Origin of the sequence: Streptomyces sp. VRA16 Mangrove soil, assembly GCF_017377775.1 — a bacterium.
Classification (GTDB): domain Bacteria; phylum Actinomycetota; class Actinomycetes; order Streptomycetales; family Streptomycetaceae; genus Streptomyces.
In genome coordinates, this window is record NZ_JAFVLN010000002.1 from 568256 (window position 1) to 594957 (window position 26702).

Annotated in this window: 27 protein-coding genes and 1 pseudogene; 11 read left to right on the top strand and 17 right to left on the bottom strand. The window is 72.4% G+C overall.

From position 1 onward, the window contains the following. The first annotated feature begins 65 nt into the window (after positions 1 to 65). A complete protein-coding gene (locus J3486_RS08250; RefSeq protein WP_207819487.1) occupies positions 66 to 1073 on the top strand; it encodes a Gfo/Idh/MocA family oxidoreductase in 1008 nt (335 codons plus the stop codon). Positions 1074 to 1283: 210 nt separating this feature from the next. After that, entirely contained in the window at positions 1284 to 2333 is a 1050-nt protein-coding gene (locus J3486_RS08255) for a hypothetical protein (RefSeq protein ID WP_207819488.1), read from the top strand. Here J3486_RS08255 and J3486_RS08260 read toward each other — a convergent pair. From J3486_RS08260 to J3486_RS08280, 5 genes are all read right to left on the bottom strand, one after another. Then, positions 2323 to 2754: a PaaI family thioesterase gene (locus J3486_RS08260; RefSeq protein WP_207819489.1), complete on the bottom strand. Its 432-nt coding sequence runs from the start codon at positions 2752 to 2754 to the stop codon at positions 2323 to 2325. The genes J3486_RS08255 and J3486_RS08260 overlap by 11 nt on opposite strands. Before the next feature lie 19 nt (positions 2755 to 2773). Beyond that, complete coding sequence (locus J3486_RS08265) at positions 2774 to 3955, bottom strand: cytochrome P450 (protein ID WP_207819490.1); 1182 nt, start codon at positions 3953 to 3955, stop codon at positions 2774 to 2776. Positions 3956 to 4020: 65 nt separating this feature from the next. Then, a complete protein-coding gene (locus J3486_RS08270; protein ID WP_207819491.1) occupies positions 4021 to 5253 on the bottom strand; it encodes an ROK family transcriptional regulator in 1233 nt (410 codons plus the stop codon). Positions 5254 to 5329: 76 nt separating this feature from the next. Further along, positions 5330 to 5995, bottom strand: a complete 666-nt coding sequence (locus J3486_RS08275) for a response regulator transcription factor (protein WP_207819492.1) — start codon at positions 5993 to 5995, stop codon at positions 5330 to 5332. Positions 5996 to 6030: 35 nt separating this feature from the next. Next, on the bottom strand, positions 6031 to 7296 hold the full coding sequence (locus tag J3486_RS08280) for a histidine kinase (protein ID WP_207819720.1): 1266 nt from the start codon (positions 7294 to 7296) through the stop codon (positions 6031 to 6033). Between the two features lie 210 nt (positions 7297 to 7506). On the opposite strand from J3486_RS08280, the gene J3486_RS08285 reads away from it, so the two are divergent. Then, the gene (locus J3486_RS08285; protein WP_207819493.1) at positions 7507 to 7725 is read left to right on the top strand and encodes a hypothetical protein; all 219 of its coding nucleotides are present in this window, start codon (positions 7507 to 7509) and stop codon (positions 7723 to 7725) included. Positions 7726 to 7777: 52 nt separating this feature from the next. On the opposite strand, the gene J3486_RS08290 is transcribed toward J3486_RS08285, so the two are convergent. The 4 genes from J3486_RS08290 to J3486_RS08305 form a co-directional block, all read right to left on the bottom strand. Then, a complete protein-coding gene (locus J3486_RS08290) occupies positions 7778 to 8227 on the bottom strand; it encodes a ribonuclease (protein WP_207819494.1) in 450 nt (149 codons plus the stop codon). Between the two features lie 54 nt (positions 8228 to 8281). Continuing rightward, complete coding sequence (locus tag J3486_RS08295; protein ID WP_207819495.1) at positions 8282 to 9187, bottom strand: DMT family transporter; 906 nt, start codon at positions 9185 to 9187, stop codon at positions 8282 to 8284. 101 nt (positions 9188 to 9288) lie between these two features. After that, positions 9289 to 9900: a dihydrofolate reductase family protein gene (locus J3486_RS08300; RefSeq protein ID WP_207819496.1), complete on the bottom strand. Its 612-nt coding sequence runs from the start codon at positions 9898 to 9900 to the stop codon at positions 9289 to 9291. Between the two features lie 89 nt (positions 9901 to 9989). Next, positions 9990 to 10805 carry an AIM24 family protein gene (locus tag J3486_RS08305; protein WP_207819497.1) on the bottom strand — a complete coding sequence of 272 codons (816 nt, stop codon included), beginning with the start codon at positions 10803 to 10805 and terminating at the stop codon, positions 9990 to 9992. Positions 10806 to 10947: 142 nt separating this feature from the next. Between J3486_RS08305 and J3486_RS08310 the strand changes: the two genes are divergently transcribed. Beyond that, a complete protein-coding gene (locus tag J3486_RS08310; RefSeq protein ID WP_207819498.1) occupies positions 10948 to 11679 on the top strand; it encodes an SDR family oxidoreductase in 732 nt (243 codons plus the stop codon). A gap of 57 nt (positions 11680 to 11736) precedes the next feature. Here J3486_RS08310 and alc read toward each other — a convergent pair whose 3' ends face one another. Beyond that, complete coding sequence (alc, locus tag J3486_RS08315; RefSeq protein ID WP_207819499.1) at positions 11737 to 12861, bottom strand: allantoicase; 1125 nt, start codon at positions 12859 to 12861, stop codon at positions 11737 to 11739. 5 nt (positions 12862 to 12866) lie between these two features. Beyond that, the gene (gene allB, locus J3486_RS08320) at positions 12867 to 14213 is read right to left on the bottom strand and encodes an allantoinase AllB (protein WP_207819500.1); all 1347 of its coding nucleotides are present in this window, start codon (positions 14211 to 14213) and stop codon (positions 12867 to 12869) included. Positions 14214 to 14430: 217 nt separating this feature from the next. Between allB and J3486_RS08325 the strand changes: the two genes are divergently transcribed. Then, on the top strand, positions 14431 to 15225 hold the full coding sequence (locus J3486_RS08325) for an IclR family transcriptional regulator (protein WP_207819501.1): 795 nt from the start codon (positions 14431 to 14433) through the stop codon (positions 15223 to 15225). Between the two features lie 57 nt (positions 15226 to 15282). Here J3486_RS08325 and J3486_RS08330 read toward each other — a convergent pair whose 3' ends face one another. Further along, the gene (locus J3486_RS08330; RefSeq protein ID WP_207819502.1) at positions 15283 to 15963 is read right to left on the bottom strand and encodes an ABC transporter ATP-binding protein; all 681 of its coding nucleotides are present in this window, start codon (positions 15961 to 15963) and stop codon (positions 15283 to 15285) included. Then, on the bottom strand, positions 15960 to 17021 hold the full coding sequence (locus J3486_RS08335; RefSeq protein ID WP_207819503.1) for an ABC transporter permease: 1062 nt from the start codon (positions 17019 to 17021) through the stop codon (positions 15960 to 15962). The genes J3486_RS08330 and J3486_RS08335 overlap by 4 nt, the downstream gene beginning before the upstream one ends. 136 nt (positions 17022 to 17157) lie before the next feature. Here J3486_RS08335 and J3486_RS08340 point away from each other — a divergent pair, with 136 nt between their 5' ends. Further along, positions 17158 to 18336, top strand: a complete 1179-nt coding sequence (locus tag J3486_RS08340) for a sensor histidine kinase (protein ID WP_207819504.1) — start codon at positions 17158 to 17160, stop codon at positions 18334 to 18336. Continuing rightward, positions 18333 to 18959 (top strand): response regulator transcription factor, encoded by a 627-nt coding sequence (locus J3486_RS08345; RefSeq protein ID WP_207819505.1) that lies wholly within the window; start codon positions 18333 to 18335, stop codon positions 18957 to 18959. The genes J3486_RS08340 and J3486_RS08345 overlap by 4 nt, the downstream gene beginning before the upstream one ends. 85 nt (positions 18960 to 19044) lie before the next feature. Here the strand turns inward: J3486_RS08345 and J3486_RS08350 are convergent, their stop codons facing one another. Then, the gene (locus tag J3486_RS08350; RefSeq protein WP_207819506.1) at positions 19045 to 19524 is read right to left on the bottom strand and encodes a universal stress protein; all 480 of its coding nucleotides are present in this window, start codon (positions 19522 to 19524) and stop codon (positions 19045 to 19047) included. A 101-nt stretch (positions 19525 to 19625) separates the two neighbouring features. Between J3486_RS08350 and J3486_RS08355 the strand changes: the two genes are divergently transcribed. Continuing rightward, the gene (locus J3486_RS08355; protein WP_207819507.1) at positions 19626 to 21104 is read left to right on the top strand and encodes a PLP-dependent aminotransferase family protein; all 1479 of its coding nucleotides are present in this window, start codon (positions 19626 to 19628) and stop codon (positions 21102 to 21104) included. A 6-nt stretch (positions 21105 to 21110) separates the two neighbouring features. Here the strand turns inward: J3486_RS08355 and J3486_RS08360 are convergent, their stop codons facing one another. Next, the gene (locus J3486_RS08360; protein ID WP_207819508.1) at positions 21111 to 21425 is read right to left on the bottom strand and encodes a DUF5955 family protein; all 315 of its coding nucleotides are present in this window, start codon (positions 21423 to 21425) and stop codon (positions 21111 to 21113) included. A 195-nt stretch (positions 21426 to 21620) separates the two neighbouring features. On the opposite strand from J3486_RS08360, the gene J3486_RS08365 reads away from it, so the two are divergent. Both J3486_RS08365 and aceB read left to right on the top strand, forming a co-directional pair. Further along, positions 21621 to 22232 (top strand): NTP transferase domain-containing protein, encoded by a 612-nt coding sequence (locus J3486_RS08365; RefSeq protein WP_207819509.1) that lies wholly within the window; start codon positions 21621 to 21623, stop codon positions 22230 to 22232. 222 nt (positions 22233 to 22454) lie between these two features. Further along, positions 22455 to 24077 carry a malate synthase A gene (gene aceB, locus J3486_RS08370; RefSeq protein WP_207819510.1) on the top strand — a complete coding sequence of 541 codons (1623 nt, stop codon included), beginning with the start codon at positions 22455 to 22457 and terminating at the stop codon, positions 24075 to 24077. 211 nt (positions 24078 to 24288) lie between these two features. Here the strand turns inward: aceB and J3486_RS08375 are convergent, their stop codons facing one another. Then, positions 24289 to 25197: a HipA family kinase gene (locus J3486_RS08375; RefSeq protein WP_207819511.1), complete on the bottom strand. Its 909-nt coding sequence runs from the start codon at positions 25195 to 25197 to the stop codon at positions 24289 to 24291. 355 nt (positions 25198 to 25552) lie between these two features. Here J3486_RS08375 and J3486_RS08380 point away from each other — a divergent pair. Then, positions 25553 to 25866 (top strand): annotated as a pseudogene (locus J3486_RS08380) (transposase); the annotation flags it as partial. Here the strand turns inward: J3486_RS08380 and J3486_RS08385 are convergent. Beyond that, complete coding sequence (locus tag J3486_RS08385; protein WP_207819741.1) at positions 25838 to 26644, bottom strand: hypothetical protein; 807 nt, start codon at positions 26642 to 26644, stop codon at positions 25838 to 25840. The pseudogene J3486_RS08380 and the gene J3486_RS08385 sit on opposite strands and share 29 nt — an antisense overlap. Positions 26645 to 26702 lie beyond the last annotated feature (58 nt).

Sequence of the window (26702 nt, forward strand, 5' to 3'; positions counted from 1 at the left end):
CCCCACCCTCGCATTTGTCAGGACAAAGGATTGACAGTACTTGGGTGGCACGGCACGTTGGGTGCATGCGCATCGGACTCATCGGTACGGGCCGTATCGGCACCTTCCACGCAGGCGTCCTGGAGCGTTACCGGGAGGTCGGCTCGCTCCTCGTCACCGACGCGGAGCCGGAGCGGGCCGTCGCGCTCGCCGACCGGATCGGGGCGACGGCGGCGCCCAGCGTCGACGAGCTGTTCACCTGGGGCGTCGACGCCCTCGTCATCACGGCCGCGACCGCGGCGCACGCGGAGCTGATCGGCCGGGCCGCACGGGCCGGTCTGCCGGTCTTCTGCGAGAAGCCGATCGCACTCGACCTGCCCGGGACGCTGGCCGCGCTGCACGAGGTCGAGGCCGCCGGCACCGTGCTCCAGCTCGGCTTCCAGCGGCGCTTCGACGCCGGGTACACGGCCGCGCGCGAGGCGGTGCGGGCGGGCCGGCTCGGACGCCTGCACACCGTACGCGCCATGACCTCGGACCCGGCGCCGCCGCCGGCCGCGTATCTGCCGCTGTCGGGCGGCCTGTACCGGGACTGCCTCGTGCACGACTTCGACGCACTGCGCTGGGTGACCGGCCGTGAGGTCGTCGAGGTGTACGCGGCGGGATCCGACGCGGGGCCCGCCATGTTCCGGGAGGCCGGGGACGTGGACACCGCGGCGGTGGTGCTGACCCTGGACGACGGGACGCTGGCGACGGCCACGGCGACGCGGTGCAACGGCGCGGGGTACGACGTGCGCATGGAGCTCTCCGGGGAGCGGGACACGGTCGTGGTCGGGCTCGACGACCGTACGCCGATCGCCTCGACGGAGCCGGAGGGGCCGCCCGCCGCGGACAAGCCGTGGCCCGGCTTCCTGGAACGGTTCGCGCCCGCCTACGAGGCGGAGCTGAAGGCGTTCGTGGACGTGGTGCGCGGAGCGCGGAGCAATCCGTGCGACGGGTGGGAGGCCCTGGCCGCGCTGCGGGTGGCCGAGGCGTGCGAGGTGTCGCGGCGGGAGCGGCGGCTGGTGCGGCTGGAGGAGATCGCCGGGGCGCGGTAGGTCCGGGGGCGTTCGGTCTCGTCGGCGGTGCGGGTGCGGGGGCTGATCGCACCCCGTGGCAAAGCCGCTGACGGACACGGCCCCGCGCCCTGACGGGCCTGCGGCCTTTCGGGGGCGCACCCGGCGGCGGACGGTGGTCCGTCCGAAGTCGCGGCCCTGGCTACCAAGTGCCGATGCGGCCCCCGCATCCTGGGACCTACCGTCGACGGCATGACCGACACCCCCGCCGCGGCGAACCGGCACCGGCTCCTGCTCGCGTTCGGACTGTTCGTGCTGGCTCCGCTCGTCGGGGAGTTCCTGCTCGGCAATCAGCCGATCACCGCGCTGCCGGGGCTCGTCATGTTCGCGCCGCTGTACGGCGGCGGCGCCCTGCTGATCCGCGAGACCGCCCGGCGGGCCGGGCGTGGCCGGCCGACGATGATCCTGCTGGCGGCCGCGTACGCGCTCGTCGAGGAGGGCCCTGTCGACCAGATGTTGTGGAACCCGCACTACGGCGGTTTCGACATCGGGGCCGCGTACTCGGCGACGTACGTCCCGCTGCTCGGCACCAGCGTCCAGATGATCCAGGACGTCCTCGCCCTGCACACCGTCTGGAGCATCTGCGTCCCGATCGCGCTGCTGGAGGCGTTCGACCGGGACCGTACCCGGCCGTGGCTCGGCGGGTTCGGGCTCACCGTGACGGCGGTGGTGTTCGGCGCGGGCGCGGCCCTGCTGGGGCTCGGCCAGGCGCAGTCGGAGAAGTTCGTGGCGTCCGCGGGGCAGTTCGCGTGGGCGGGAGCCGCGATCGTGGCGCTGATCGTGGCCGCGTTCCTGGCCGGACGGCGGCCCGCGTTCCCCGCCGACAGCGCCCCTCCCGCGCCCGCGCCCCGCACCGTGGGTCTGACGGCGTTCGCTCTGTCGAGCGGGTACTGGTCCCGCGACTTCCTGCCCGGCGAAGGCGTGTCCGCCTGGGTGCTGGTCGGCTTCTGGTGCGTGCTCGCCGCCGTGGCCGTCGTGGTCCTCGGGCGCTGGGCACACCGGCCCGGCTGGGGCGACCGGCACCGGTTCGCGCTCGCGGGCGGCGCGCTGCTCACGTACGCCTGGGTGGGGTTCGAGCACGGCGCGCAGATGGGCCTGCCGCTCACCCTGAGCGTGCCCGGCAGCCTCGTGTTCGCCACCGGGGCGGTCCTGCTGCTCGTCGCGGCCTCCCGGGCGCTGCGCCGGCGCGAGGCGGCGCCGACCGCATCGCTCGGGGCGGCGCGTCCGCTGCCTACACGGTGAGGACCGTCCCCTGCGCCACCGCGCACACCTTCTGCGCGCCCGCCTCGTCCCGGACCGAGAGATCCACCCGGACCACGGCCTGACGCCGCCCCGCGTTCACCACTTCGGCCCGCGCCGAGAGGGTCGTCCCCTGGGCGGGGCGCACGTACTGGATCGAGAAGCCCGAGGTCAGGACGGAGGGGCCGAGCGAGGCACCCGCCGCGAACGTCAGCGCGTTGTCCGCCGCGTAGGCGAGGACGCCGCCGTGCACGAAGCCGTTCTGCTGGTGCAGTTCGGGGCGGATGTCCAGCTCCAGGGTCGCCACGCCGTCGCCGAACTCCGTGATCCGGGCCTGGAGCAGACGACTGAACGGCTGTGACTCCAGGGCCTTCTGAGCCATGCCGAGATCGAAGTCGGGTGCGGACACCGTGGGTTCCTCCATGGACGTACGGGACGCGCCGCTACCAGCGCACCCGCAGTGTACGAACCCCTCTCATCAGCATCCCGGGCAGCCAGGTGTCCGGCTTCCCGTCCAGGACCAGGCCGGGGCAGCGCTCGAGGAGCGAGCCGAGCGCGATCCGGCCTTCGAGGCGGGCCAGCGGAGCGCCCAGGCAGTAGTGGATGCCGTGGCCGAAGGCGAGATGGCCGCGCGGCTCGCGGCGGATGTCGAACCGGTCGGGGGCCGGGAAGCGCTCCGGGTCGCGGTCCGCGTTCCCGATCCCGATGAGGACCGGGGCGCCCTGCGGGATCACCGTGCCGGCCATCTCGATGCGCTCGGCGGCGAAGCGGTGCGTCGCCGTCTCGACCGGGCCGTCGTAGCGGAGCATCTCCTCCACCGCGCCGTCGAGCAGGCTCATGTCGGCGCGCAGCGCGGCGAGCTGGTCGGGGTGGGCGAGCAGGGCCCGCACACCGTTGCCGATCAGGTTGACCGTCGTCTCGTGGCCGGCGATGAGCAACAGGAAGGCCATGCCGCGCAGTTCGCTGCGGGAGAGCCGGTCGCCGTCCTGTGCCGTCGTGCGGATCAGGGCGCTGAGCAGGTCGTCGGAGGGGGCCGTGCAGCGCTTGTCCTCGATCAGCTCCTCGAAGAACTGCGTCAGTTCGACGAAGGCGGCCGCCTCCTCGTCCGTGGACGTCGGCGCCACGACCTGGGTCGACATCCGGCGGAACCGCTCGCGGTCGAGGTCGGGGACGCCGAGCAGTTCACAGATGACGACGAACGGGAGCGGGAAGGCCAGCGCCTCGACGAGGTCGGCGGAGCCCTGCGGCACCATCGCGTCGAGCAGTTCGTCGGTGATCTTCTGGATGCGCGGGGCGAGCGCGGCCACCCGGCCCGGGGTGAACTCCCGGGTGACCAGGGAGCGCAGCCTGCCGTGCTGCGGCGGGTCGGCGAAGAGCAGATGGTGGCCCATGTCCGAGTCGTCCATCCCCCAGGGCGGGGACTTCACCAGGCGCGGGTCCGTGAACGCGGCCCGCGCCGCCTCGTGGCCGACGATCAGCCACAGCTCCTCGCGCGGCCCCGGGCCCGGTGTGCGCACCTGGTGCACGGGCCCGCGGGCACGCAGTCTCTCGTACACCGGGTACGGATCGGCGTAGAACGCCGCCGCTCCGTCCGCGTACTCCCCCAGGTCGACGATCTCGGCCATGCCGCCACGCCCCTCCGGATCCGAGCCGATACGAATCCCGTCCCCCGCGCCTGCTGTCTCCCCGTCTAACTCGCGCCGCTGACGATCGGTTCCCGGCGGGTGCCGCCGCCCGTCTCCAGGAACTTCGCGAGCGGCAGGGTCGCCGCGCCGACGGTGACCGCGTCGGTGCCGAGCCGGCCGAGTTCGACGGTGGTCTGGGCGAAGGGATGGCGCAGGGCGTACGCGGCGGCGGCGCGGCGCACCGGTTCGATCAGGCGCGGGCCGAGCAGCAGGCCCGCCCAGCCGCCGACGACGATCCGCTCCGGGTTGAAGAGATTGACCAGGTCGGCGATGCCGGCCCCGAGGAACTCCGCGGTCTCGTCCAGGAGGCCCGCGGCGAGCGGGTCGTCGAGGAGTTCGGCGAGGGCGCCCTCCTCGTCGGGGGACTCCCAGCTGCCGCCCGCCTCCCGCCACCGTTCGAGCAGCGCCTGCGCGCCGACGTACGCCTCCAGGCAGCCGCGCGCTCCGCAGCGGCACTCCCGCCCGCCGACCTGGAGGACGGTGTGCCCCCACTCCCCCGCACTGGACGACGAGCCCCGGTAGGGCACGCCGTCGGCGATCACACAGGCGCCGACGCCGACGCCTATGAGGGCTATCACCGCGTTGCGGGCGCCGCGGCCCGCGCCGAACCACATCTCGGCGCGGCCGAGCGTCTTGGCGCCGTTGTCGACGAACAGCGGCAGTTCGGCGAGGAGCCGGTCCTCGGCGCGCAGCATCGCCTCCAGCGGGACGGCGTCCCAGCCGATGGTCTGGCCGTGCACGACGGCGCCCTCGGGGCCCGACGCGTCGACGATGCCGGGCACGCCGATGCCGACGCCGATGAGCGAGGCGGGGGCCACCCCGGCCTCGGCGAGCACCTGCGCCAGGCCGGTCGCGACGATGCGGACGACGGCCTGCGCGTCGTACTTCCCGTCCGGGAGCGGGGCCTCCGCGCGCGCGAGTTCGCTGAGACTGAGGTCGAACAGCTCGACGAGGACCCGGGTCTCGCCGACGTCCACGCCCACCAGGTGGCCGCTACCGGGTGCGACGCGCAGCAGGGTGCGCGGGCGCCCGCCGTCGGATTCGACGGAACCGGCCTCCTCGACGAGGCCGTCGGCGACCAGCTCCGCGACGACATTGCTGATGGAACCGGAGCTGAGCGCCGTCATGGGCCCCAACTCCTGCCTGCTGAGCGGCCCTTCGAAGTAGAGCTTGCCCAGTACGGTGGCCCGGTTGTTGCGGCGCAGATCGCGCACCGTACGCCGACGTGGTCCTGCCATGCCTCGCTCCCGCCCCTTCACCCAACAGCAACCAGCGCTTAGATCACGGTGTGAATTTACCCTGGCCGGCCGGCCCTCAGGTTTCGTCGAGGAGTCCGGCGTCGTGGACGAGCAGCGCGATCTGTACACGGTTGTTGAGGTCGAGCTTGGTCATGACACGTGAGACGTGGGTCTTCACGGTGGCGACACTCATGTACAGGGTCGCGGCGATGTCCGCGTTGGACTTGCCGCGGCCCACCTCGACGGCGACGGCGCGCTCCCGCTCGGCCAGGGTGTCGAGGCGCTGCCGGGCGCCCGCGGTGCGCACGTCGCGCTCGGAGGCGGCGGCGTGCGTCATCAGCTGGCGGGTCACGGCGGGCGAGAGGACCGGGTCGCCGCCCGCGACGCTGCGCACGGCGCCGAGGATGTCGGCGGGCGAGGCGTCCTTGAGCACGAAACCGGCGGCGCCCGCGCGCAGCGCCCGCAGCACCTGCTCGTCGGCGTGGAACGTGGTGAGGACGACGACCTCGGGCGCATCGGCACGCGCGCGTAGTCGCTCGGTCGCGGCGAGGCCGTCCATGACCGGCATCCGGATGTCCATGAGGACGACGTCGGGCCTGACCGTCGCGGCGAGCGTCAGCGCCTCCTGGCCGTCGGCCGCCTCCCCGACGATCTCGACGTCGTCCGCCCCGCCCAGCATGAACGTCAGGCCCGAGCGGACCAGGGGGTCGTCGTCGACGAGCAGCAAACGGATCGCGTTCATGGGCCCCACCGTAGTCACCTCGTGCCCTTGCCCGGTCAGCCGCTCCACGGCAGCCAGGCCCGCAACGCGAACCCGCCGTCCGCGGCACGCCCGTGGTCGAGCCGGCCGCCGGCCAGCGTCGCCCGTTCCGTGAGCCCGATCAGGCCCTGTCCGGAGCCGGGCACGTGCGGGACCTCGCCGGGCGGCGGCGGATTGCGGACGGTGAGGCTGAGGCCCTCGCCCGCGGCGCCGGTGACCGTGACGGTGACCGCGGCGCCGGGCGCGTGTTTGCGGGCGTTGGTCAGGCCCTCCTGGGCGATGCGGTAGGCGGTGCGTCCGGTGGAGGCCGGTACGCCCTTGGGGTCGGGGACGCGGTTGTCGAGCCGTACGTCCATGCCGGCCTCGCGCGATTCGGCGACCAGGGCGTCGAGCGCGGCGAGGGTGGGCTGCGGGCGGCCCGACTCCTCGCCGTGGTCGGCGGCGCGCAGCACGCCGATGATCTCCCGCAGGTCCTGGAGCGCCTCGTGGGCGCTCTCCCGGATCACCCCGGCGGCGCGGGCGATCTCGTCGCGGGGCGCGTCGGGCCGGAACTCCAGGGCGCCCGCGTGCACGCTCAGCAGGGTGAGGCGGTGCGCGAGCACGTCGTGCATCTCGCGGGCGATGGCCTCGCGGGCCAGGCGCTGGGCCTTCTCGGCGCGCAGGGCCGCCTCGTTCTCGGCGCGTCGGGCCCGGTCCCGCAGGGACATCAGGAGCTGGCGCCGGGAGCGGACGAACATGCCCCAGCCGACGACCGCGATCGTGATCATCACGGTGAACGCGACCGAAAGGCCCCAACTGGAGTCGGGGTCGGGCCGCAGCCAGTAGAAGAGCGGGACGAGCGCGATGCTGATGCCCGCGACCCAGGCGATGTTGCGGAACGGCCGGTGCACGGCGAGCGTGAACAGCGCGATCATCGAGGCGCCGCCCGCGGTGTTCGACAGGAAGCCGACCGGGAGCATCGCCACGGCGAAGCCGAGCGGCCAGCGCCTGCGCAGCCAGACCGCCGCGCAGGCCAGCGCGCCGAGGATCTGGTCGGTCCAGGCGAGGACGGACGGGGTGTGCGGGTCGTCCCAGAGCTGCTCGGAGAAGATCAGGCCGAGGAAGACGGCGATCAGGAAGCAGCTGAAGTCGACGATCCAGTCCCGGGCGGTGCGCCGTCGGCGTCCCGGCCGGCCGTCGGGGTCGAGGTCGAGCTCGCCGGCGACAGCCGAGGGCAGCAGCCGGCGCTGCCACGGGAGCGGCGCGCTGTCCGCCGATGCCGTGACCGGTGTCGCCGGTGTCATCGGTGCCGCCGGTGTCTCCCGTGCCTCCATGGTCGACAAATCTACGCACCGGGGGCGCCGCGCACCGCTCCGCGCGGTGTCCGGGGGACCAAAGTCGTGGCACTTCGAGACTTTGGTCGCGGTTCCGCGGGACGTTCGGAGTCACGGGTCGCACGGGACTCGCCCCGCGGCCGATGTGGGTGGGGGGTCCGCGGGGCGAGAGTTCCGTGCATGAACAAGAAGCAGTTGCAGACGATGCTCGAGGTCATCGGCGCGTTCGCCCTGATCCAGGGCGCTGTCGGCCTGATCCACGAGTTCACCGGCTGGCTGGGCTGGGGCCTGATCGAACGGGTTCCGTTCCTGGCGGGCCGCGAGGTCTACGGCAGCATCGCGCTCGTGGTGCTCGCCATCGCGCTGTTCGCGGCGGCCGACGCCCAGAAGAAGGCCTGAGACCTGCCGGACCTGACGGAGCTGTCAGGCAGGCCGGACCCTTCGCTCCGGTTCAGCAGGAGTAGTCGATCAGGTCGAAGGACGCGTAGTGGTCCGACGTGTAGTAGTCCTCGACGTGGTCGGAGACAGTGCCGCCGGCGACGACGCGGCGCGCCCCGCGGGTGCTGGAGCCCGGGGTGATGACGGTGAACTCGTGGTAGTACCCGGACGCCTTGGCGGGCAGCAGGCCCTCGGCGTTCTTGAATACGGTGCCGTCCTGCGCGTAGGGGTACGGGCCGCCGGAGGCCATCAGGTCCAGGGTGTCGTACGCCTGGGAGGGCAGGTCCGAGTAACAGATGTCGCCGAACGACGCGGCGGCGGCGAGGGGGGACACCGACGTGACGGACGCGGCGGCCGGGGCCGTGGCGGCCTCGGCGGTGACGGTGGCGGAGCCGCCGATGAGGAGTGCGGCGGCGACGGCCGCGGCGCTGATGAAGCGTGAGGGAGTCTTCATGCCCCTCATTGACGCGCGTAGAGCTACGCGCGTCAATCCCAACTGCTGTCTGTTTTCCGGGCGTTAACTTCCGGCGCGCCGTCCCCAGCCGGTTCCGGCCAGCACCAGAACCGCCCCCAACACGCCCATCACACCCAGCCGTTCACCACCCAGGGCGATCCCGGCCGCGGCCGCCCAAAGGGGCTCGGTGCCGAGCAGCAGGCTGACGCGCGAAGGGGATGTACGGCGCACGGCCCACATCTGCACGAAGAACGCGAAGAGTGTGCAGAAGACGGACAGGAACAGCAGGCCCGCCCAGTCGGCCGGCCGGAAGGCGGCGGCCGCGTCCCAGGGGGCCGCTCCGGTCCCCGGCACCGCGCACAGCAGCGCGAACACGACGACGGCGGAGCCGAGTTGGACCGTCGTCAGGGGCAGCGCGTCGGCGCCCTGGACGGCCTTGATGCGGGACATGGCGAGCACGTGCACGGTGCGGGCGAGCGCCGCGAGGAGCATGAGCAGATCGCCGGCCGAAGGTGTCGTGAAACCGCCCCCCTGTGTCAGGAGCACGACGCCGAGCACGGATGTCGCGGCGGCCCCGAGGAAGGCGCGGGACGGCCGGGTCCGCGTCACGGCCGCCTCGGCGAGCGGGGTGAAGATCATGGTGAGGCTGATGATGAGCCCGGCGTTGGTCGCCGAGGTGTGCACGACGCCGTACGTCTCCAGGAGGAAGATCCCGCTGAGGATCAGGCCGAGCAGCCCGGCGCCGCGCCACTGGGCGGGACTCAGCGCGCGCAGCGCCCGCCGTCCGGCGGCCACGAGGGCGGGCAGCACGATCCCGAAGCGCAGGACGAGAACGGCGAGCACGGTCGACTGGGTGGTGACGCCCTTGGCGGCGAGATAGCTGGCGCCCCAGACGACGGCGACCGCGAGGACGGGTACGTCGACGAGCCAGGCGCGGGGGCGGGGTGCGGGCAGGGCGATGCCGCTCAATGAGGTCTCCGGGTGCGGGCGGGGCCGTGCGGAGACGTCGGCGGCTCACGCGGGGGCGGCGCTCACCGTACCCGCGGCATGATCACGGCGACCAGGTCCCGTCACGCGAAACTGCCGTACGTGGGGCGGCCGTCGAGCTCGTACGAGGTGATCACGACGCCCTTGCCCGTGACGCGGGTGCCCGCGTTGCGGAACGCGGTGGCGACGGCGCCCTCGGCGAACAGCCGCTTTCCGGTGCCGAGCACGACCGGGAACGTCAGCAGGTGCAGGGTGTCGATGAGGTCGTGGCGCAGCAGGTACGCGGCGAGGTCGCCGCTGCCGTGGATCTGCAGTTCGCGGCCGGGCTGTTCCTTGAGCGCGGTGACGTCCTTGACGAGGTCGGAGCCGCCGATGACCCGGGTGCCCGCCCAGTCCGCGCCGGTCAGGGTCCTGCTGGCGACGTACTTCGGCAGCGCGTTCAGCTTGCTCGCGACCGGGTCGGCCGGATCCGTCCGCCGCGGCCAGTACCCGGCGAAGATGTCGTACGTGCGGCGCCCCAGCAGGAACGCGTCGGCGCGGGCGAAGGACTCGGTGACGAACCCCATGAAGTCCTCGTCGCCGAACGGCACCGTCCACCCGCCGTGCGGGAACCCTCCGGAGGTGTCCTCCTCCGGGGCGCCGGGCGCCTGATGGACGCCGTCGATGCTGAGGAACTGGGTGAGTGTGAGCTTCATGTCCGCCTCCAGCGGCCGGCCGGGAATGTCCGTCTCCGGTGCAGACCCCGTCCGCACCGGAAACTCATCGCGGCGGCCGCGCGGCGCCGTCAGCCCGCGTGGGTGGAGAAGAGGCCGCCGGTGGCGCCCTGCTTGTCGCCGCCCTGCGCCTTGCGCAGGGCGTTGGCGAGGCCCTCGATGGTCATGGACTGCAGGATCACCCGGCCGTTGCCCTCCAGGGTCGCCAGGGACAGGCCCTCGCCGCCGAAGACCGCGTTCATCATCCCCTGGCGGTTGAGGCCGCCGATGCGCTGGACCCCGTACTGGATGCCCTCCTCGAAGGCGACGATGCAGCCGGTGTCGACCTCGATGCGGCCGCCGAAGTCCGCCGGGTTCAGGTCGATGAAGTTGCCGGAGCCCGCGATGATCACCGTGCCGCGCCCGGTGAACTTCTCCAGGACGAAGCCCTCGCCGCCGCTGCGCCCGGTCCGCCCGCCCTGCCAGGCGATGCCGAACTCGACGCTGGACTCGGCGGCCACGAAGGCGTCCTTCTCGGCGAACCACGCGCGCGTGCCGTCCAGCTCCAGGGCGCGCATCTCGCCGGGCAGCACCCCGGCGAAGCCGACCGTGCCCTCGCCGCCCTGCGACGTGAAGTACTGGAAGGCGAGCGACTCGCCCGCGAGGGCGCGCTGGCCGACCTGCATGGCGGTGCCCATGGCCTGGCGGAGCATGCCGCCCATGCCGCCGCCCTGGCCGCCCTGCCCCTGGGCGTGCCCTTGCGAGGGGCCCGAGAGGCGGGTCTCCATGCTCACGTTCGCCGTCTTGAACAGGAACTTTCCCGCCTCGCAATAGACGGTCTGGCCGGGTCCGAGGTTGACCACGGCCATCTGCATCGCATTGCCGACGATCTCTTGCTGAAGTGTCACGTCCTCTTCAACGCGAGAGGCGGAGCGAAAGGTTCCGGGGGGGGCGGAGCACGAGGATCTCGATGTCCGTTCGCCGCCAGCCCCCGCCGCCGTGCGCCGCTGTACTTGAAGCCACAACAACCGCTCTGCACGGGAGACGCACATGAACAGCAAGGTGGCCCTGGTGACCGGCGGCAGCCGCGGCATGGGGGCGGCGACGGCCCTGCGCCTCGCCGAGGACGGCTACGACGTGGCCGTCACCTACGTCCAGGGGAAGGAGGCCGCCGAGGAGGTGGTGCGGCGGATCGAGGCGACCGGACGCCGCGGGCTCGCGGTGCGCGCCGACTCCGCGGACCCGGCCGAGGCGGCGGGCGCGGTGACTGCCGCCGTGGACCGGCTCGGGCGGCTCGACGTCCTGGTGAACAACGTGGGCGTGGGCCTCCTCGGCCCCCTCGACTCCCTCGCCCTCGCCGATGTGGACCGGGTCCTCGCGGTGAACGTGCGCGGGGTCTTCCTCGCCTCGCAGGCCGCGGCACAGGTGCTCGGGGCCGGCGGCCGGATCATCACGATCGGTACGTGCATGACCCAGCGCGTGCCGGGCCCCGGCGGCACGCTCTACGCCATGAGCAAGTCGGCCCTGATCGGCCTGACGAAGGCGCTGGCGCGGGAGCTGGGCGGGCGCGGCATCACGGCGAACATCGTGCACCCGGGGCCGATCGACACCGACATGAACCCGGCGGACGGCCCGTACGCGCAGGGCCAGGCGGAGATGACGGCGCTCGGCCGGTTCGGCACGGCGGACGAGGTGGCCCGCTCGGTGGCCTATCTGGCGGGGCCCGCGGCCGCCTACGTCACCGGTGCGGAGCTCTCGGTGGACGGCGGTCACGCGGCATGAGCATGCGGGGCGCACCGGTGCTGTCGGGCCGGTGCGCCCCGCAGGTCGCTGTGCGGGTCAGGCACCCGACTCCGCGTGGCGTGCGGCCAGTTCGGTGCTGCCCTGCTCGGTCAGCGAGCCGAACAGACGGAGCCGCGAGATGCCGCCGTCCGGGTAGATGTCGATCCGGGCGTGGGTGCCGACGGCCGGGGTGTCGAGCACGAAGCGGTGATTCGTGTCGGGCTGCAGACGGGTGCGGGGCAGCACCTCGGTCCACTCGCCGCTCTCGCCGTCCTTGACCGAGACGGACGCCCAGCCGGCGCTGTTGCCCTTGAGGTACGCGGTGTCGATCTCCAGGGCGCGGATCTCGGACTGGGCGACGAGCCGGTAGCGGATCCAGTCGTTGCCGTTGTCGCGGCGGCGCCGGGTCTCCCAGCCGTCGTCCATCTTGCGGGAGCGGCCGGGCTGGATGGTGTTGGAGGCGGGCGAGTAGAAGAGGTTCGAGGCGTCCTCGGCGCGGCCGCCGTTCTCCAGGGCGACGACGTCGAAGGTGCCGAGCACGGCGAGCCACTTCGGGTCCGGGACGACCTCGCCGTACACGCGCAGGCGGGCGATGCCGCCGTCGGGGTGCTGGTTGACGCGCAGGTGCGTGAAGCGCTGCTCGACGTCGACCGCGAAGCCGTTGGCCGCGTGGCCGCCGACTGCCGTACGCGGGACGAGGGTCACCCACTTCACGTCGTCCGCGAGGAGTTCCTCGGGGGTGGGCGCGCCCGCCACGGACGTGGCCTCGACGGAGACGGCCTGCGGGTAGTTGCCGCGGAAGTGGGCGGTGTCGACGACGATGCCGCGGACGACGCCGGGGGCGCCGAGCCGGACCAGCGCCCAGTCGTGGTCGTCGGCGGTGGGCCACGGATGGTCGGCGCCGGTGCCGCGGCGACGGCGGGTCTCCCAGCCGTCCATGATCTTGCCCTTGTGGCCGAAGTGCTCGGGGTCGAACTCGGCACGCTCGGGCACCAGCAGGTTCTCGCGCTGCGCGAAGAACTCGTCGTTCGCGGCGATCACACCGGCGCCGAGCTGGCGCGCGGCGAGGTCGGCGTACTGCGTGAACGGGAAGTCCGCGGTGCGGTAGTCGGCGTACGGGTCGCCGCCGCCGTAGGGGCTGGCGTCCCCGGTGAAGCTGGGTATCCCGGAATGCGCGGACATGGTGGTCACTTGTTCCTTTCGAGCAGCGTGCCCTGCGGGGCGGTGAACTCGCCGTCGGCGACGATGCGTTCGCCGCGCAGCCAGGTCGACCTGACGACCCCGTGCAGGGTCTTGCCCGCGTACGCGGTGACGCGGTTGCGGTGCTGGAGCTCCGCCGGGTCGACGGTGAAGGTCTCCTCGGGGGCGAGGACGGCGAAGTCGGCGTCACGGCCGACGGCGATGGCGCCCTTGCGGTCGTCGAGGCCGACGAGGGCGGAGGTCCGCTCGGACATCCAGCGGACCACGTCCTCCAGGGAGTGGCCGCGCGAGCGGGCCGCGGTCCAGATGGCCGACAGGCTCAGCTGGAGGCCGGAGATGCCGCCCCACGCGGTGGCGAAGTCGTCGGTCTTCAGGTCGGCGGTCGACGGCGAGTGGTCGGTCACGATGCAGTCGATGGTGCCGTCGGCGAGCGCCTGCCACAGCAGGTCCTGGTTGGCGGCCTCGCGGATGGGCGGGCAGCACTTGAACTCGCTCGCCCCGTCCGGGACCTCCTCGGCGGTGAGCGTGAGGTAGTGCGGGCAGGTCTCGACGGTGAGCTTGACGCCCTCGGCCTTGGCGGCGGCGATCAGCGGCAGCGCGTCGGAGGACGACAGGTGCAGGATGTGGACGCGGGCGCCGATCCGCTTGGCGGTGTCGATGAGCCCCTTGATCGCGACGTCCTCGGAGACCCGGGGGCGGGTGGCGAGGTAGTCGTCGTACTTGGGGCCGGAGTTGTGCGGCGCCACGTCCAGCTCGTGCGGGTCCTCGGCGTGCACGATGAGCAGTCCGCCGAAGCCGGCGATCTCGGCCATCGAGGCGGTGAGCTGGTCCCCGTTCAGGTGCGGGAACTCGTCGACGCCGGAGGGCGACAGGAAGCACTTGAAGCCGAAGACGCCGGCGTCGTGCAGCGGGCGCAGGTCCTTGACGTTGTCGGGCAGGGCGCCGCCCCAGAAGCCGACGTCGATGTGCGCCTTGCTCGCGGCCACGTCCTTCTTGGTCCGCAGGTTCTCGACCGTCGTGGTGGGCGGCAGGGAGTTGAGCGGCATGTCGACGAGGGTCGTGATGCCACCGGCCGCGGCGGCGCGGGTGGCGGTCCAGAAGCCCTCCCACTCGGTGCGGCCGGGGTCGTTCACGTGCACGTGCGTGTCGACGATGCCGGGCAGCAGCACGTCGTCGCCGAAGTCCTCCAGGCGGGCACCCTCCGGCACCTCCGCGTCGTGCGCGAGCACCGCGGTGATCTTCCCCTGGGCGACGGCGACCGACGCGGGCCGCGTACCGTCGGGGGTGATGACGCGGGTCGAGCGCAGCACCAGTTCGACTTCGACGTCCGACACCCTGGACCTCCCGTACATGAGTTTCAACGTTCTGTTGAAGGAGTTTTCACTCCGGCTTCGTGAACCGTCAAGGGTCTGGACGTTTCCACAAAGTGAAATTATGATTCCGACAGGCAGAACGTAGCTACCGACGAACTTCGAGGTCAAGGGATCACCGGGCCGGAAACCGCCGGATAGGCTGCACTCCTGCCTGCCTGTCCTCGAAAGGAACCGCGCCGTGCCGACGTCCAGCGCCAGCACCACTGACCCCGCCAAGCCCAGCGGCGGTGTCCAGTCCCTCGAGCGCGCCTTCGACCTGCTCGAGCGGATGGCCGACGCCGGTGGCGAGGTGGGCCTGAGCGAACTCTCCGCGAGCAGCGGCCTGCCCCTGCCGACGATCCACCGCCTGATGCGCACCCTGGTGGCCTGCGGTTACGTACGTCAGCAGCCCAACCGCCGCTATGCGCTCGGCCCGCGCCTGATCCGGCTCGGCGAGTCGGCGTCCCGGCTGCTCGGCACGTGGGCGCGCCCCTATCTGGCACGGCTCGTCGAGGAGACCGGCGAGACGGCGAACATGGCGCTGCTCGACGGGGACGAGATCGTATACGTGGCCCAGGTGCCGTCGAAGCACTCGATGCGGATGTTCACCGAGGTCGGGCGCCGGGTGCTGCCGCACTCGACCGGTGTGGGCAAGGCGCTGCTCGCGCACACCCCCGCCGACGAGGTGCGGTCGCTGCTCGGGCGGACCGGGATGCCGGCGGCGACCGAGAAGACGATCACGACGCCGGACGGCTTCCTCGACGCGCTCGAAGAGGTCCGGCAGCTCGGCTACGCGGTGGACGACAACGAGCAGGAGATCGGGGTGCGCTGCCTCGCGGTCTCCGTCCCGGACTCCCCCACGGCGGCGGCCATCTCCATCTCGGGTCCCGCGGGACGCGTCACGGAAGCGGCGACGGAGAAGATCGTGCCGGTGCTTCAGCAGGTGGCCCGTGAGCTGTCGGAGGCGCTGGCCAGCTCGGGCGCGGCTTCTTAGGGGTTCGCTGCCGGCCGGGTGCGGGTGAGCGGGGGCTGGTCGCGCCCCCGCCGGCCGTCAGCCGACGACCCGCTGGGTCAGGCACCCGTCCACCATCTCGACGACCTCATCGGCGACCCCGAGCTGCCCCCGGTCATGGGTGACCAGCACCGTCGCCGTCCCCCGCACCCGGGTGAGCCGCCCCAGCAACGCCAGCACCGCGGCCCCCCGCTCATGATCGAGCGCACTGGTGGGCTCGTCGACCAGCAGTACCTTCGGATCGTTCATCAGGGCTCGCGCGATGTTGACCCGCTGCCGCTGCCCGCCGGAGAGCTGGTGCGGGCGCCGGTGGGCCTGCTCGGAGAGGCCCACCGCGTCGAGCAGCTCCCGTACCCGCTCCCGTACTTCACGAGGACGCCGCCCGTCGAGATGGGCCATCACCTGGAGCTGCTCCGCCGCCGTGAGCGACGGCAGCAGATTCGGCTGCTGGAAGACGATGCCGATGGCACGGCGCCGCAGCTCGGCGGCGTCGGCCCGGCCGAGCCCGGTGGCCTCGGCCCCGTCGACCAGCACCCGCCCGCTGTCCGGTGTGACCAGCGTCGCGGCGACGGCGAGCAGGCTGGACTTGCCGGACCCGGACGGTCCGACCACGGCGGTCAGGCCCCCGGCGGGAACCTCAAGACCCACCCGGTCCAGGGCGGTGAGCCGCCCGTCGCCGTCCGGGTACGTCAGCGTGATGTCGTCGAGCAGCAGGGTCATCGGGCACTTCCGAGGGCGGTGAGGGGGTCGACGGCGGTGATCCGCCGGATGGACAGGGCGGCGCCGACGACGCCGAGGACGGTCATGACCACGGCCGGGCCGATGGTGGTCAGCGGCTCCATCACGAACGGCACGCTGTCCGGCACGAACGCCCCGATGAGCGCGGCGAGCGCGGTGCCCGTCGCGGTGCCTCCCACGAGCATCAGCACGGCCTGCCCGAGCGCGTCCCGCAGCAGGTACCCGGTCGACGAGCCCAGCGCCTTCAACACGGCGATGTCCGCGCTGCGTTGAATGGTCCACACGGTGAAGAAGGCCCCGACGACCATCGCCGAGATGACGAAGAGGAAGCCGCGCATCAGCTGCAGGGAGCCGTTCTCGGCCTGGTAGGACCCTATGGCTTCGAGGGCGCCGTCGACGGTGGTGGTGTCCGTGCCGGCGGCCCGGTCGGCGGCGGCGAGATCGGCGCCCGGGCCGGTGGTCAGGGCGACGATCGTGGCGCCGTCGGAGTGGGTGACGCGCTGCCAGTCGCCGAGGTCGGTCCAGACGACGGGAGTGTGGCTGTAGGAGGCGTCGCCGGAGACGGCGGAGACGGTGAGCGTCCGCGTGCCGAGCGTGAGCCGGTCCCCCGCCCGCACGCCCAGTTCGGTCGCGGCCTTCCGCGACAGGACCGCGGTGCCGGGCGCGGTGGTGTCGGGCGCGAGCCCCGAGTCCGGCCGCACCCCGAAGGCGGAGACCGCGGCGGTGTGCCGGCCCGCCTCCGCCTCCAGGGTGCTGATCCCGATCGGCTCGGCGCCGTCGACGCCGGGCCGCCCGGCCAGCTCCCGCCACTGCTTCGGCGTCACGGTCGAGCCGGTGAAGGACACCGCCTGACCGTCGGCCGGCTGCGCGAAGGCGATGTGGTCGGCGGGCAGGCCGGTCAGCGCGGACGTGTTGTCCCGCGCGAGCCCGGCGGTCAGCCCCGACAACAGCCCCACCAGCAGCGTGATCAGTACGATCACGGTCCCCATCAGGACGAACCGGCCCTTGGCGAACCGGAGATCTCTCCATGCGACGAACATGCCGTCCACAGTGCGGCCCGCGGGCCCCGACGGGCATCGCGCCACAGCACGCTTCACCCGAATCGAAGGACGCAGCCCGCATTCAACCTTTCGGTTGACCGGTTCGAGGGATTGCCTCCGTACGCTGGTCAACGGTATGGATCCACGTTCGCTCACCCCCGCCCTGCGCGCCCTGCGCCTCTGCCTGCACCTGCTCACGGCGGGGCTGCTCGCGCTGGTCGTGCTGCGTGCCGTGACCGGCCGGACGGACGAACCGGTCGCGGCGGTGGTGACGGTGGCCGTCCTGGTGGGCCTGGTCTACGCGGCGGGGTCGCTGATCCCGGCCGTGCGGGCGACGCGGGCGGGCGCGGCCTGCTGGCTCGCCGCGCTCGGCGCGGTCTGGGCGGTGCTGCTCGCCCTCTCCCCCGACGGCCTGTGGCTGGCGTTCCCGCTGTACTTCCTCCTCGTCCACCTGCTGCCGGTGCGGTGGGCCCTGCCGGCGGTGGCCGTCGCGGCGGGCGCCGCGATCGCCTCGTACCTCGGTCACGGCGGTCCGCTGAACGCGGGCGCGTTCATAGGGCCGCTGCTCGGCGCCGCCGTCGCCGTCGCGACCGTGCTCGGCTACCAGGCGCTGTACCGGGAGAGCGAGAGCCGGCGGCGGCTGATCGAGGAGCTGATCGCGACGCGTGCCGAACTCGCCGACGCGGAGCGCACCGCGGGCACCCTCGCCGAGCGCGAGCGGCTCGCCCGCGAGATCCACGACACCCTCGCGCAGGGCCTGTCCTCGATCCAGTTGCTGCTGCGGGCCGCCGGACGCGATCTGCCCGCGGACTCCCCCGTCGCCGCGCACATCGAGCAGGCCCGCGCGACCGCGCAGGACAACCTCGCCGAGGCCCGCCGCTTCGTGCGCGCGCTGACCCCGCCGGACCTGGAGAACGGCTCGCTCTCCGGGGCGCTGCAACGGCTGTGCACCACGGCGCCCGGAGTGGCCGCCCGCTTCACCACGAGCGGCACCCCGCTCGAACTCCCCACCCCGTACGAGGTGGCGCTGCTGCGGATCGCCCAGTCGGCGCTCGGCAACACGGTGCGGCACGCGCACGCGCGCCGCGCGGAGATCACCCTCAGCTTCATGGAGACCTCGGTGGCCCTGGACGTGGTGGACGACGGCGACGGCTTCGACCCCGACCACGCGGCCTCGGGGGACGGCGGCTTCGGGCTGCCCGCGATGCGCGCCCGGGTCCGGGCGCTGGGCGGCACGTTCACGGTCGAGTCGGCGCCCGGCGAGGGCACGGCCGTCGCGGTCACGCTGCCGCTGCCCGCCGGAGGTGCCGCGTGATCCGTCTGCTGCTCGCCGACGACCACCCCGTCGTCCGCGCCGGTCTGCGGGCCGTCCTCGACGCGGAGCCCGACTTCGAGATCGTCGCCGAGGCCGCGTCGGCGCAGCGCGCGGTGGAACTCGCCGCCGCCGAACCGGTGGACGTGGTCCTCATGGACCTCTCCTTCGGCACGGGGATGCACGGTTCGGAGGCGACGGCGCGGATCGCGGCGATGCCGCAGGGGCCGCGCGTCCTGGTCCTCACGACGTACGACACCGACGCCGACATCCTCGCCGCGGTGGAGGCGGGCGCCTCCGGCTATCTGCTGAAGGACGCGCCGCCGGAGGAACTGGCGGCGGCCGTACGGACCGCGGCGGCGGGCCAGTCGGCACTCGCCCCGGCCATCGCGCTGCGCCTGATGGACCGGATGCGGGCCCCCGCGGAGTCACTGAGCAAGCGCGAGCTGGAGGTCCTCCAGCTGGTCAGGGACGGCCTGTCGAACGCGGAGATCGCCCGCGCGCTGTTCCTGAGCCAGGCCACCGTGAAGTCCCATCTGGTCCACGTGTACGCGAAGCTGGGCGTGGACTCGCGGACCGCGGCAGTGGCCGCCGCGATCAACAAGGGGCTGGTCAGGCCCCGCTAGGGCGTGACCGGCGGATCTTGTCGCGGGCGCGAGCCACACGGATGCGACCTGATCCGCCGGACAGATCCCAGTCGACGCCCCAGGGCTACGCGGCCGTGGTCATCCGCAGCAGCGCCCGCAGTTCGGCCTTGTTCACCTTGCGGACCGGCACCGTGAGGACCGGGCACAGGGAGTGCCGGCGCACGTGGCGGTGGACGGCGCCGCGGTGTCCGCCGACGACCAGCAGGTCGTCGGGGCCCGAGGTGAGGCCCACCAGGACGGGGCCCGGCTTGCCGCGCACCACCCGGAGCGTCGCGTCGACGTCGGACGGCAGCCCGCCGAGGGCCGCCTCGAACGCCCCGGTCAGCGTGGCGCGGGCCTCGCCGTACCAGTGGCGGGCCCACTGACGGTCCGGCCAGCGGCTGTACAGGCCCTCGCCCTCGGGCGGCTGCCAGGCGATCGCGGCGACGAGGGGGCGGTGCGTGCGACGCGCCTGGTCCACCGCGGAGCGCAGCGCGGCGAGGCTCGCTGGTGAGCCGTTCACCCCGACCACCACACGGCCGGCCCTCGGCCCGTCGTCGTACATCTCGTTCCTCCCGCTCCGTGTCCAGGCCACTTCTCGTCGGCCTCTGTCCGAGTCTGTACGCTCATTGGCCTGGACAGCAGGGCCAATATCGGAGATGTGGCATGGCAGAGGGAGCGGTGGTCCGCAGCATGGACAGCCTCGGCAGCAAGCGGCTCGCCGAGCTGGTCACCGGGACCACGGCCGGGCGGCGTCCCGGCTATCGCGCGCTCGCGCAGGGCGTGCGGACGCTGCTGCTCGACGGGCGGATCCCGCTGCACGCGCGGCTGCCCGCGGAGCGCGGGCTCGCGACGGCGCTCGGGGTGAGCCGGGCCACCGTCACGGCCGCGTACGACCTGCTGCGGGAGAGCGGGTACGCGCGCAGCAGGCGCGGTGCGGGGACCTGGACGGAGCTGCCGGACGGCGCGCGGCCGACCAGTGTCGCGACCCCGGCCGTCGGCGACGACGTCCTCGACCTGGCGATCGCGGCGCCGGGCGCGGTGACCGAAGAGCTGACGGCCGCGTACGCGGCGGCGGCCCCGGACGTGGCCCGGCACGCGGTGACCCCGGGCTACCACCCGTACGGCCTTCCGGAGCTGCGGGCCGCGATCGCCGAGCGGTACACGCGGCGCGGCCTGCCGACGCTGCCGGAGCAGATCCTGGTGACGACCGGCGCCCAGCAGGCGGTCGCGCTCACCCTGACGCTGCTGGGGCGGCCCGGCGACCGGATCGCGGTGGAGAACCCGTCGTACGCCAACGCGCTGGCGGTGATCCGGCGGCTGGGGCTGCGCACCGCGCCGGTGCCGGTGACGGACGAGGGCTGGGACGCCGAGCTGTTCGCGGCGACGCTGCGGCAGTCCGCGCCCCGGCTCGCCTATCTGATCCCGGACTTCCAGAATCCGACGGGCCGGCTGATGCCGGCCGGGCAGCGCCGGCGGCTGATCGCGGCGGCGCGGGCCACCGGCACCTGGCTGGTCGTCGACGAGACGGTCGCGGACATCGGGCTCGACGTGCCGACCCCGCCGCCGTTCGCCTCGCTGGCGGGGCCCGGCGGCGGTGAACAGATCGTCACCGTCGGCTCGTTGAGCAAGGGGCACTGGAGCGGGCTGCGGGTCGGCTGGGTGCGGGCGGGCACGAAGCTGATCACCGAGCTGACGGCGCTGCGGGTGACCGCGGACATGTCGGGCTCGGTCCTGGACCAGCTGGTGGCGGGGCGGCTCATCGACCGCGAGGACGAGGTGCTGCGCCACCGGCTCCCGGTGCTGCGGGCGCAGCGCGACCATCTGGCGAAGGCGCTGGCCCGTGAGTTCCCCGAGTGGCGCTGGGAGCTGCCGCCCGGCGGGATGTCCCTCTGGGTGGATCTGGGCCGTCCGGTCGCCTCCGCGCTGTCGCGTGCGGCGCTGCGGCACGGGGTGCGGATCGAGGGCGGGTCACGGTTCGGCGCGGACCCGGGCACGTTCGAGCACCGGCTGCGCTTTCCGTACACGCAGCCGGTGGAGGTGCTCGACGAGGCGGTGCGCCGGATCGCCGCGTCCGCGGACACATGGGCCCGTGGGCTCGGCGCGGCGGGCGACGAGCCGGGGCGGCCGCACTGGGTGGCGTGATCCGGCTCAGTTCCGGCCCGGACCGCCGAACAGCTCGACGGCGCCGCGCACTTGGGACAGCGATTCGGACAGCGCGCTGACCGACCCGATCGCCCCGGCGACCAGCAGCAGGGACCGGCGCAGGCGCGGGATCTCGGGCCTCCCGCCGCTCGCCATGGCGTCCAGGGCCGCCAGCTCGTCCTCGGCGATGGCCCGGTCCGGGAACTCCGCCGGGTGGGCGGCCAGTTCACGGCGCAGCCGGGACACGGCGGTGCGCAGCTCCGCCACTCTCGGGTCCTCGCCGCTGCCCGTCACAAGCCTCTGCTCCACGCTCCGCAACACAGCACTCCCCCTCGCACGTCGTCGTGCGCCTTCCGCGCCCCGGGCGGAACGGTGGTCAGGCGTTCAACTCGGGTTTGTGGGCGCCCAGTTAACGCCACACGCCCGGTTCGCGCCAGTCCGTTGCGTACGGCAACCGCACCCGCGCCGCCGGTCTCCACCGTCCCCCCACACCTCTCGGTGCGGTATGCAGGGACCATGACGACGAACGCGACGAAATCCACCGGCGCCGTGGCGGGCCTGCTGCTCGCGGCGGGCGGCGGCCGGCGGCTCGGCGGCCGGCCCAAGGCGCTGCTGACCCACCACGGGCGCCCCCTGGTGGAGTACGCCGTACGGATCCTGCGGGCCGGGGGATGCGGGCCGCTGCACGTGGTACTCGGCGCGGCGGCCGACGACGTGCGCGAGCGCGCGGTGCTCGACGGGTGCACGGTGGTGGAGAACCCGGAGTGGGCGGACGGCATGGGGTCGTCGCTGCGGGCCGGGCTCGACTCGCTGTCCGCGACGGACGCGGCGGCCGCGCTCGTCCTGCTCGTCGACCAGCCCGGTATCGGGGAGGCGGCCGTGACGCGCGTACGGGAGGCGTACCGCTCGCCCGCGTCCCTGGTGGCGGCCGCGTACGACGGGGAGCGCGGGCACCCGGTGCTCTTCGGGCGCGACCACTGGGCCGGGATCGCGGCGAGTGCGAGCGGTGACCGCGGGGCACGCGCGTATCTCAAGGACCACAGGGCGGAGGTGGAGCTCGTGGAGTGCGGTGACGTCGCCGAGGCGTACGACATCGACACGGAAGCCGATCTTCAGCACCTTCGGTGAGCCGTCCGGTGAACCTTCCGTGAGGGAGGTGGCACCGAGCGCCACGTTCTGTCGACTCAGAGAATCTCGACATCAACAAACCATTGAACTTCCACAATGAGGAAACTAGTATCCACTGATCAGAAGGGCAGGTCCCCCGAAGAGGGGCCAGCAGCCGTACCCAGGCGCGCCCGGCACCCCGTGCCGATGCCCGCGCCCGCTCGCTGAAGGAAGTGACAGTTCATGTCCGCACCAGCGCCGTCCCCGCTGGCCATCGTCGACGCCGCCTCCCTGCCCCGGCAGGACGAGGTGCTCACCGACGCGGCCCTCGCCTTCGTGGCCGAGCTGCACCGGCTGTTCACGCCCCGGCGTGACGAGCTCCTCGCCCGCCGCGCCGAGCGCCGCGCCGAGATCGCCCGCACCTCCACGCTCGACTTCCGCCCGGAGACCGCCTCGATCCGCGAGGACGACACCTGGAAGGTCGCCGCGGCCCCGGCCGCGCTGAACGACCGCCGGGTCGAGATCACCGGCCCCACCGACCGCAAGATGACGATCAACGCGCTCAACTCGGGCGCGAAGGTCTGGCTCGCCGACTTCGAGGACGCGTCGGCCCCGACCTGGGAGAACGTGATCGGTGGCCAGCTGAACCTGACCGCCGCCTACACCCGCACGATCGACTTCACCGACGAGCGCACCGGCAAGTCGTACGCGCTCAAGTCCGCCGACGAGCTCGCCACGGTCGTGATGCGCCCGCGCGGCTGGCACCTGAACGAGCGTCACCTGGTCGACGCGTCCGGCACGCCGGTCCCCGGCGCCCTGGTCGACTTCGGCCTCTACTTCTTCCACAACGCCAAGCGCCTCATCGAGCTCGGCAAGGGCCCGTACTTCTACCTCCCGAAGACGGAGTCGTACCTGGAGGCCCGCCTCTGGAACGACATCTTCGTCTTCGCGCAGGACTACGTCGGCATCCCGCAGGGCACCGTCCGCGCCACGGTCCTGATCGAGACGATCACGGCCGCGTACGAGATGGAGGAGATCCTCTACGAGCTGCGCGACCACGCCTCGGGCCTGAACGCCGGCCGCTGGGACTACCTCTTCTCCATCGTCAAGAACTTCCGTGACGGCGGCGCCAAGTTCGTCCTGCCGGACCGCAACCTGGTGACGATGACGGCCCCGTTCATGCGCGCCTACACCGAGCTGCTCGTGCGCACCTGCCACAAGCGCGGCGCGCACGCGATCGGCGGCATGGCGGCCTTCATCCCGTCCCGCAAGGACGCCGAGGTCAACAAGGTCGCGTTCGAGAAGGTCCGCGCCGACAAGGACCGCGAGGCCGGCGACGGCTTCGACGGCTCGTGGGTGGCGCACCCCGACCTGGTGCCGATCGCCATGGAGTCCTTCGACAAGGTGCTGGGGTCCGCCCCGAACCAGAAGGAGCGCCTGCGCGAGGACGTGAGCGTCGCCGCCGGTGACCTCATCGCCATCGACTCCCTCGACGCCAAGCCCACCTACGACGGTCTGGTCAACGCCGTCCAGGTCGGTATCCGCTACATCGAGGCGTGGCTGCGCGGCCTCGGCGCCGTCGCCATCTTCAACCTGATGGAGGACGCGGCCACCGCGGAGATCTCCCGCTCGCAGATCTGGCAGTGGATCAACGCCGGTGTGGTCTTCGAGAACGGCGAGACCGTGACGGCCGAACTGGCCCGCAAGGTCGCCGCCGAGGAGCTGGCGAGCATCAAGGCCGAGATCGGCGAGGAGGCCTTCGCGGCCGGCAAGTGGCAGCAGGCCCACGACCTGCTCCTCCAGGTCTCCCTGGACGCCGACTACGCGGACTTCCTGACGCTGCCGGCCTACGAGCAGCTGGGCTGACGTTCACCGTTCTTACGCCCGACGGCCGGTGGGGGCCGGTCGCGCAGTTCCCCGCGCTTCTGGAGATGCGCACCGCGTGCGCGATCTCCATCGCTGAAGGCAAGCGGCTCGGCCGCAAGCCTTCAGGGGCGCGGGGAACTGCGCGATCAGCCCCCACCGGCCGTACGACCGCGCACAACCGAACCAGGCAGACGGGACCGTGTGCCCCCGTTCACCCCAGGTGCACCGACCAGTCCTGCGCCGCCGCGGGCTTCCCGTGCAGATCGGGCACCCGCTTCAACCATGCGGGCCGCCCCTTCTCCATGGCGGCCGCCCGCCGGGCATCCGCCGCCGCCAGCTCGTCCCGGCTCGGGAAGTCGGTGGGCAGCCAGGCGGCGGAGGACCGGGCACGGGCCAGCAGATACGTCACGTACGCGTCCCGCGCCTCGTCCGGCGTCGGGAAGTCCGTCGTGAGCCAGGCGTCCGGCACCTCGCCGAGGACGTCGCGGAGCAGCTCCTCCGTCACCCTCGGCGCCAGTTCGGCGTCGGCGGCGCGAGTGTCGGGCCCGTAGCCGCCCAGCGCGTGGTGCTTGAAGTCGTACGCCTTCTCGGGCACGGCCCCGTCCCAGCGGTGGTGGAAGACGAGGGCGGCCCCGTGGTCGATGAGCCACAGCCGCGGCGGCACCGTGCCGAAGGTGGGCCACACCATGAGGTTGGAGCTGTGCACGGTCCGGTCGACGTTGACGGTGAAGGCGTCCAGCCAGACGATCCGGCCGGCCTCCAGCGGGTCCACCCGGAACGTCTCGGCGACCTCGGGGGTGAAATCGACGGCGCCCGGCAGGAAGTCCATGCCGAGGTTGAGCCCCGCACTCGCGTGCAGCAGGTCCTGGACCTCCTGGTGCGGCTCGTCGGCGGCGATCGCCGGATCGAAGTGGGCGAGCACCAGCTCGGGAAAGCGCAGGCCGAGACGGCGTGCCAGCTCCCCGACGACGACCTCGGCGACGAGCGCCTTCACGCCCTGCGCGGAGCCGGTGAACTTCAGGACGTAGGTGCCCAGGTCATCGGCCTCGACGACGCCCGGCACCGATCCCCCGGTGCGCAGCGCCGTCACATAGCGGGTCGCGATGATTTCTCTCAGCATTTCCTCGCCCTGTCCCTCCATTGACCTAGCAATCCAAGGTTCATCGCAGAGGGAGACACCAGCACCAACCACCTGCCATCAACCCTGGGGAGAATCTGGGGAGTTTCGGCCGGCTTGCAGATCTCCTTGCCTCCCCAGCAGTTGAATGGAGCATAGTAACCGAGGGTGATCGCCGGTGAGGAGTGCCCGAGCCGGCGAGCACGGTCACCACAGACTCTCCCGCCTCCAGCATGAGCGAGGCGCAGGTGTGCCGCAGTACATGGAATCCGCCCTCCGGCAAGGCGAAGTACAGCCTCCCCTTGATCGCTTGGACTTGGCGGGGGACATGGAGTCGGCTCGTTCCAGACGGGTTGCGCAGGACACGCCTGATGAGACGCCGTTCGCCACGATCATCTACGTGCTGGTGTCCGGCTGTGCCTGACGGGCGTTGCCGCCGTGCTGCGGTATCTCGAAGTCGACCGCCCATCGCCGGTTTCCGATCTGGTCGAGAGCCGGTGCCTGGGGACGGCTGCACGAGACCGTGCTGCACCCGCTCGACGACGCCGGCCTGGTTCCAAGATGCACATCCTGTCGGACGCGAACGGACTCCCCCTCCTCGTCGGCGTCTCAGCCGACAACACCTTTCGCTCGGAGGATGGCGTCACGAGGACCCCGGGTCATCAGAGGCGTCGGGGTCATCCTCTCCAAACCCGAACCTCTCGGGCCCCTGGAGACGGGGGCGAGGAAATGAGCCGTCGGGTGTCGGAGCGGCTCCGGCGTTGCCATCGGAGGGGCTGGAGCCATCGCTGGATGGAAGCGAGGGGAGGCCAAAGGCCTTTCGGATGAGCTGGCCCATGCCCTCGCTGGTCGCCCTGCCAACCTCCCTGGCGATCGGGTCAATGATGCGCAGCACCACGGTCCCGCCGGCCCAGACAAGCAGCATGGTGGCGAGGTTACCGCCGGTGCCGATCGCTGCCAGGGTTCCCGTCGCTTGGGTTATGACGGTCCGTAGGTCTACCCAGGACTCTGGCGGGGAGCCAAATCGTGGGATGACGATCTCTGCCTGCATGACGAATCGCAGCTGGTTCGCTATGGCTTCTACGAGGCGCCGGTCCGTGGCCCATCGACCTCGGATGGCGGCTTCGTACGCGAACGCCTGGAAGAGGACCTCCACGTCACGGCTCTCATCATCACGGTCGAGCCATTCGGGGCGCTCGCCGAACCTCTCGATGGGGTACTGGTTGATCGTCGACCATTTTCGCCCTGCCATACCTACCGCAAGTTCACGGCTGGATCGGATCTGCTGCATCCGCATCGAGCCCGGATACTTGTCCACAGCGGACACGACGAAGAGCACATCGCCCCGTACGCCCTCGTAAGGCGACAGGACTTGGTAGTCCACTCTGCGCATGACTGCCGGAATGCCGGTCGCCGCAGTCGTACGGCTGTCTATGTACTCGGACGACATGACTCCCCCGCCACCACGCCATCGAACAGAGCCGGGCCCCTGCTCTACCGGTGACCAG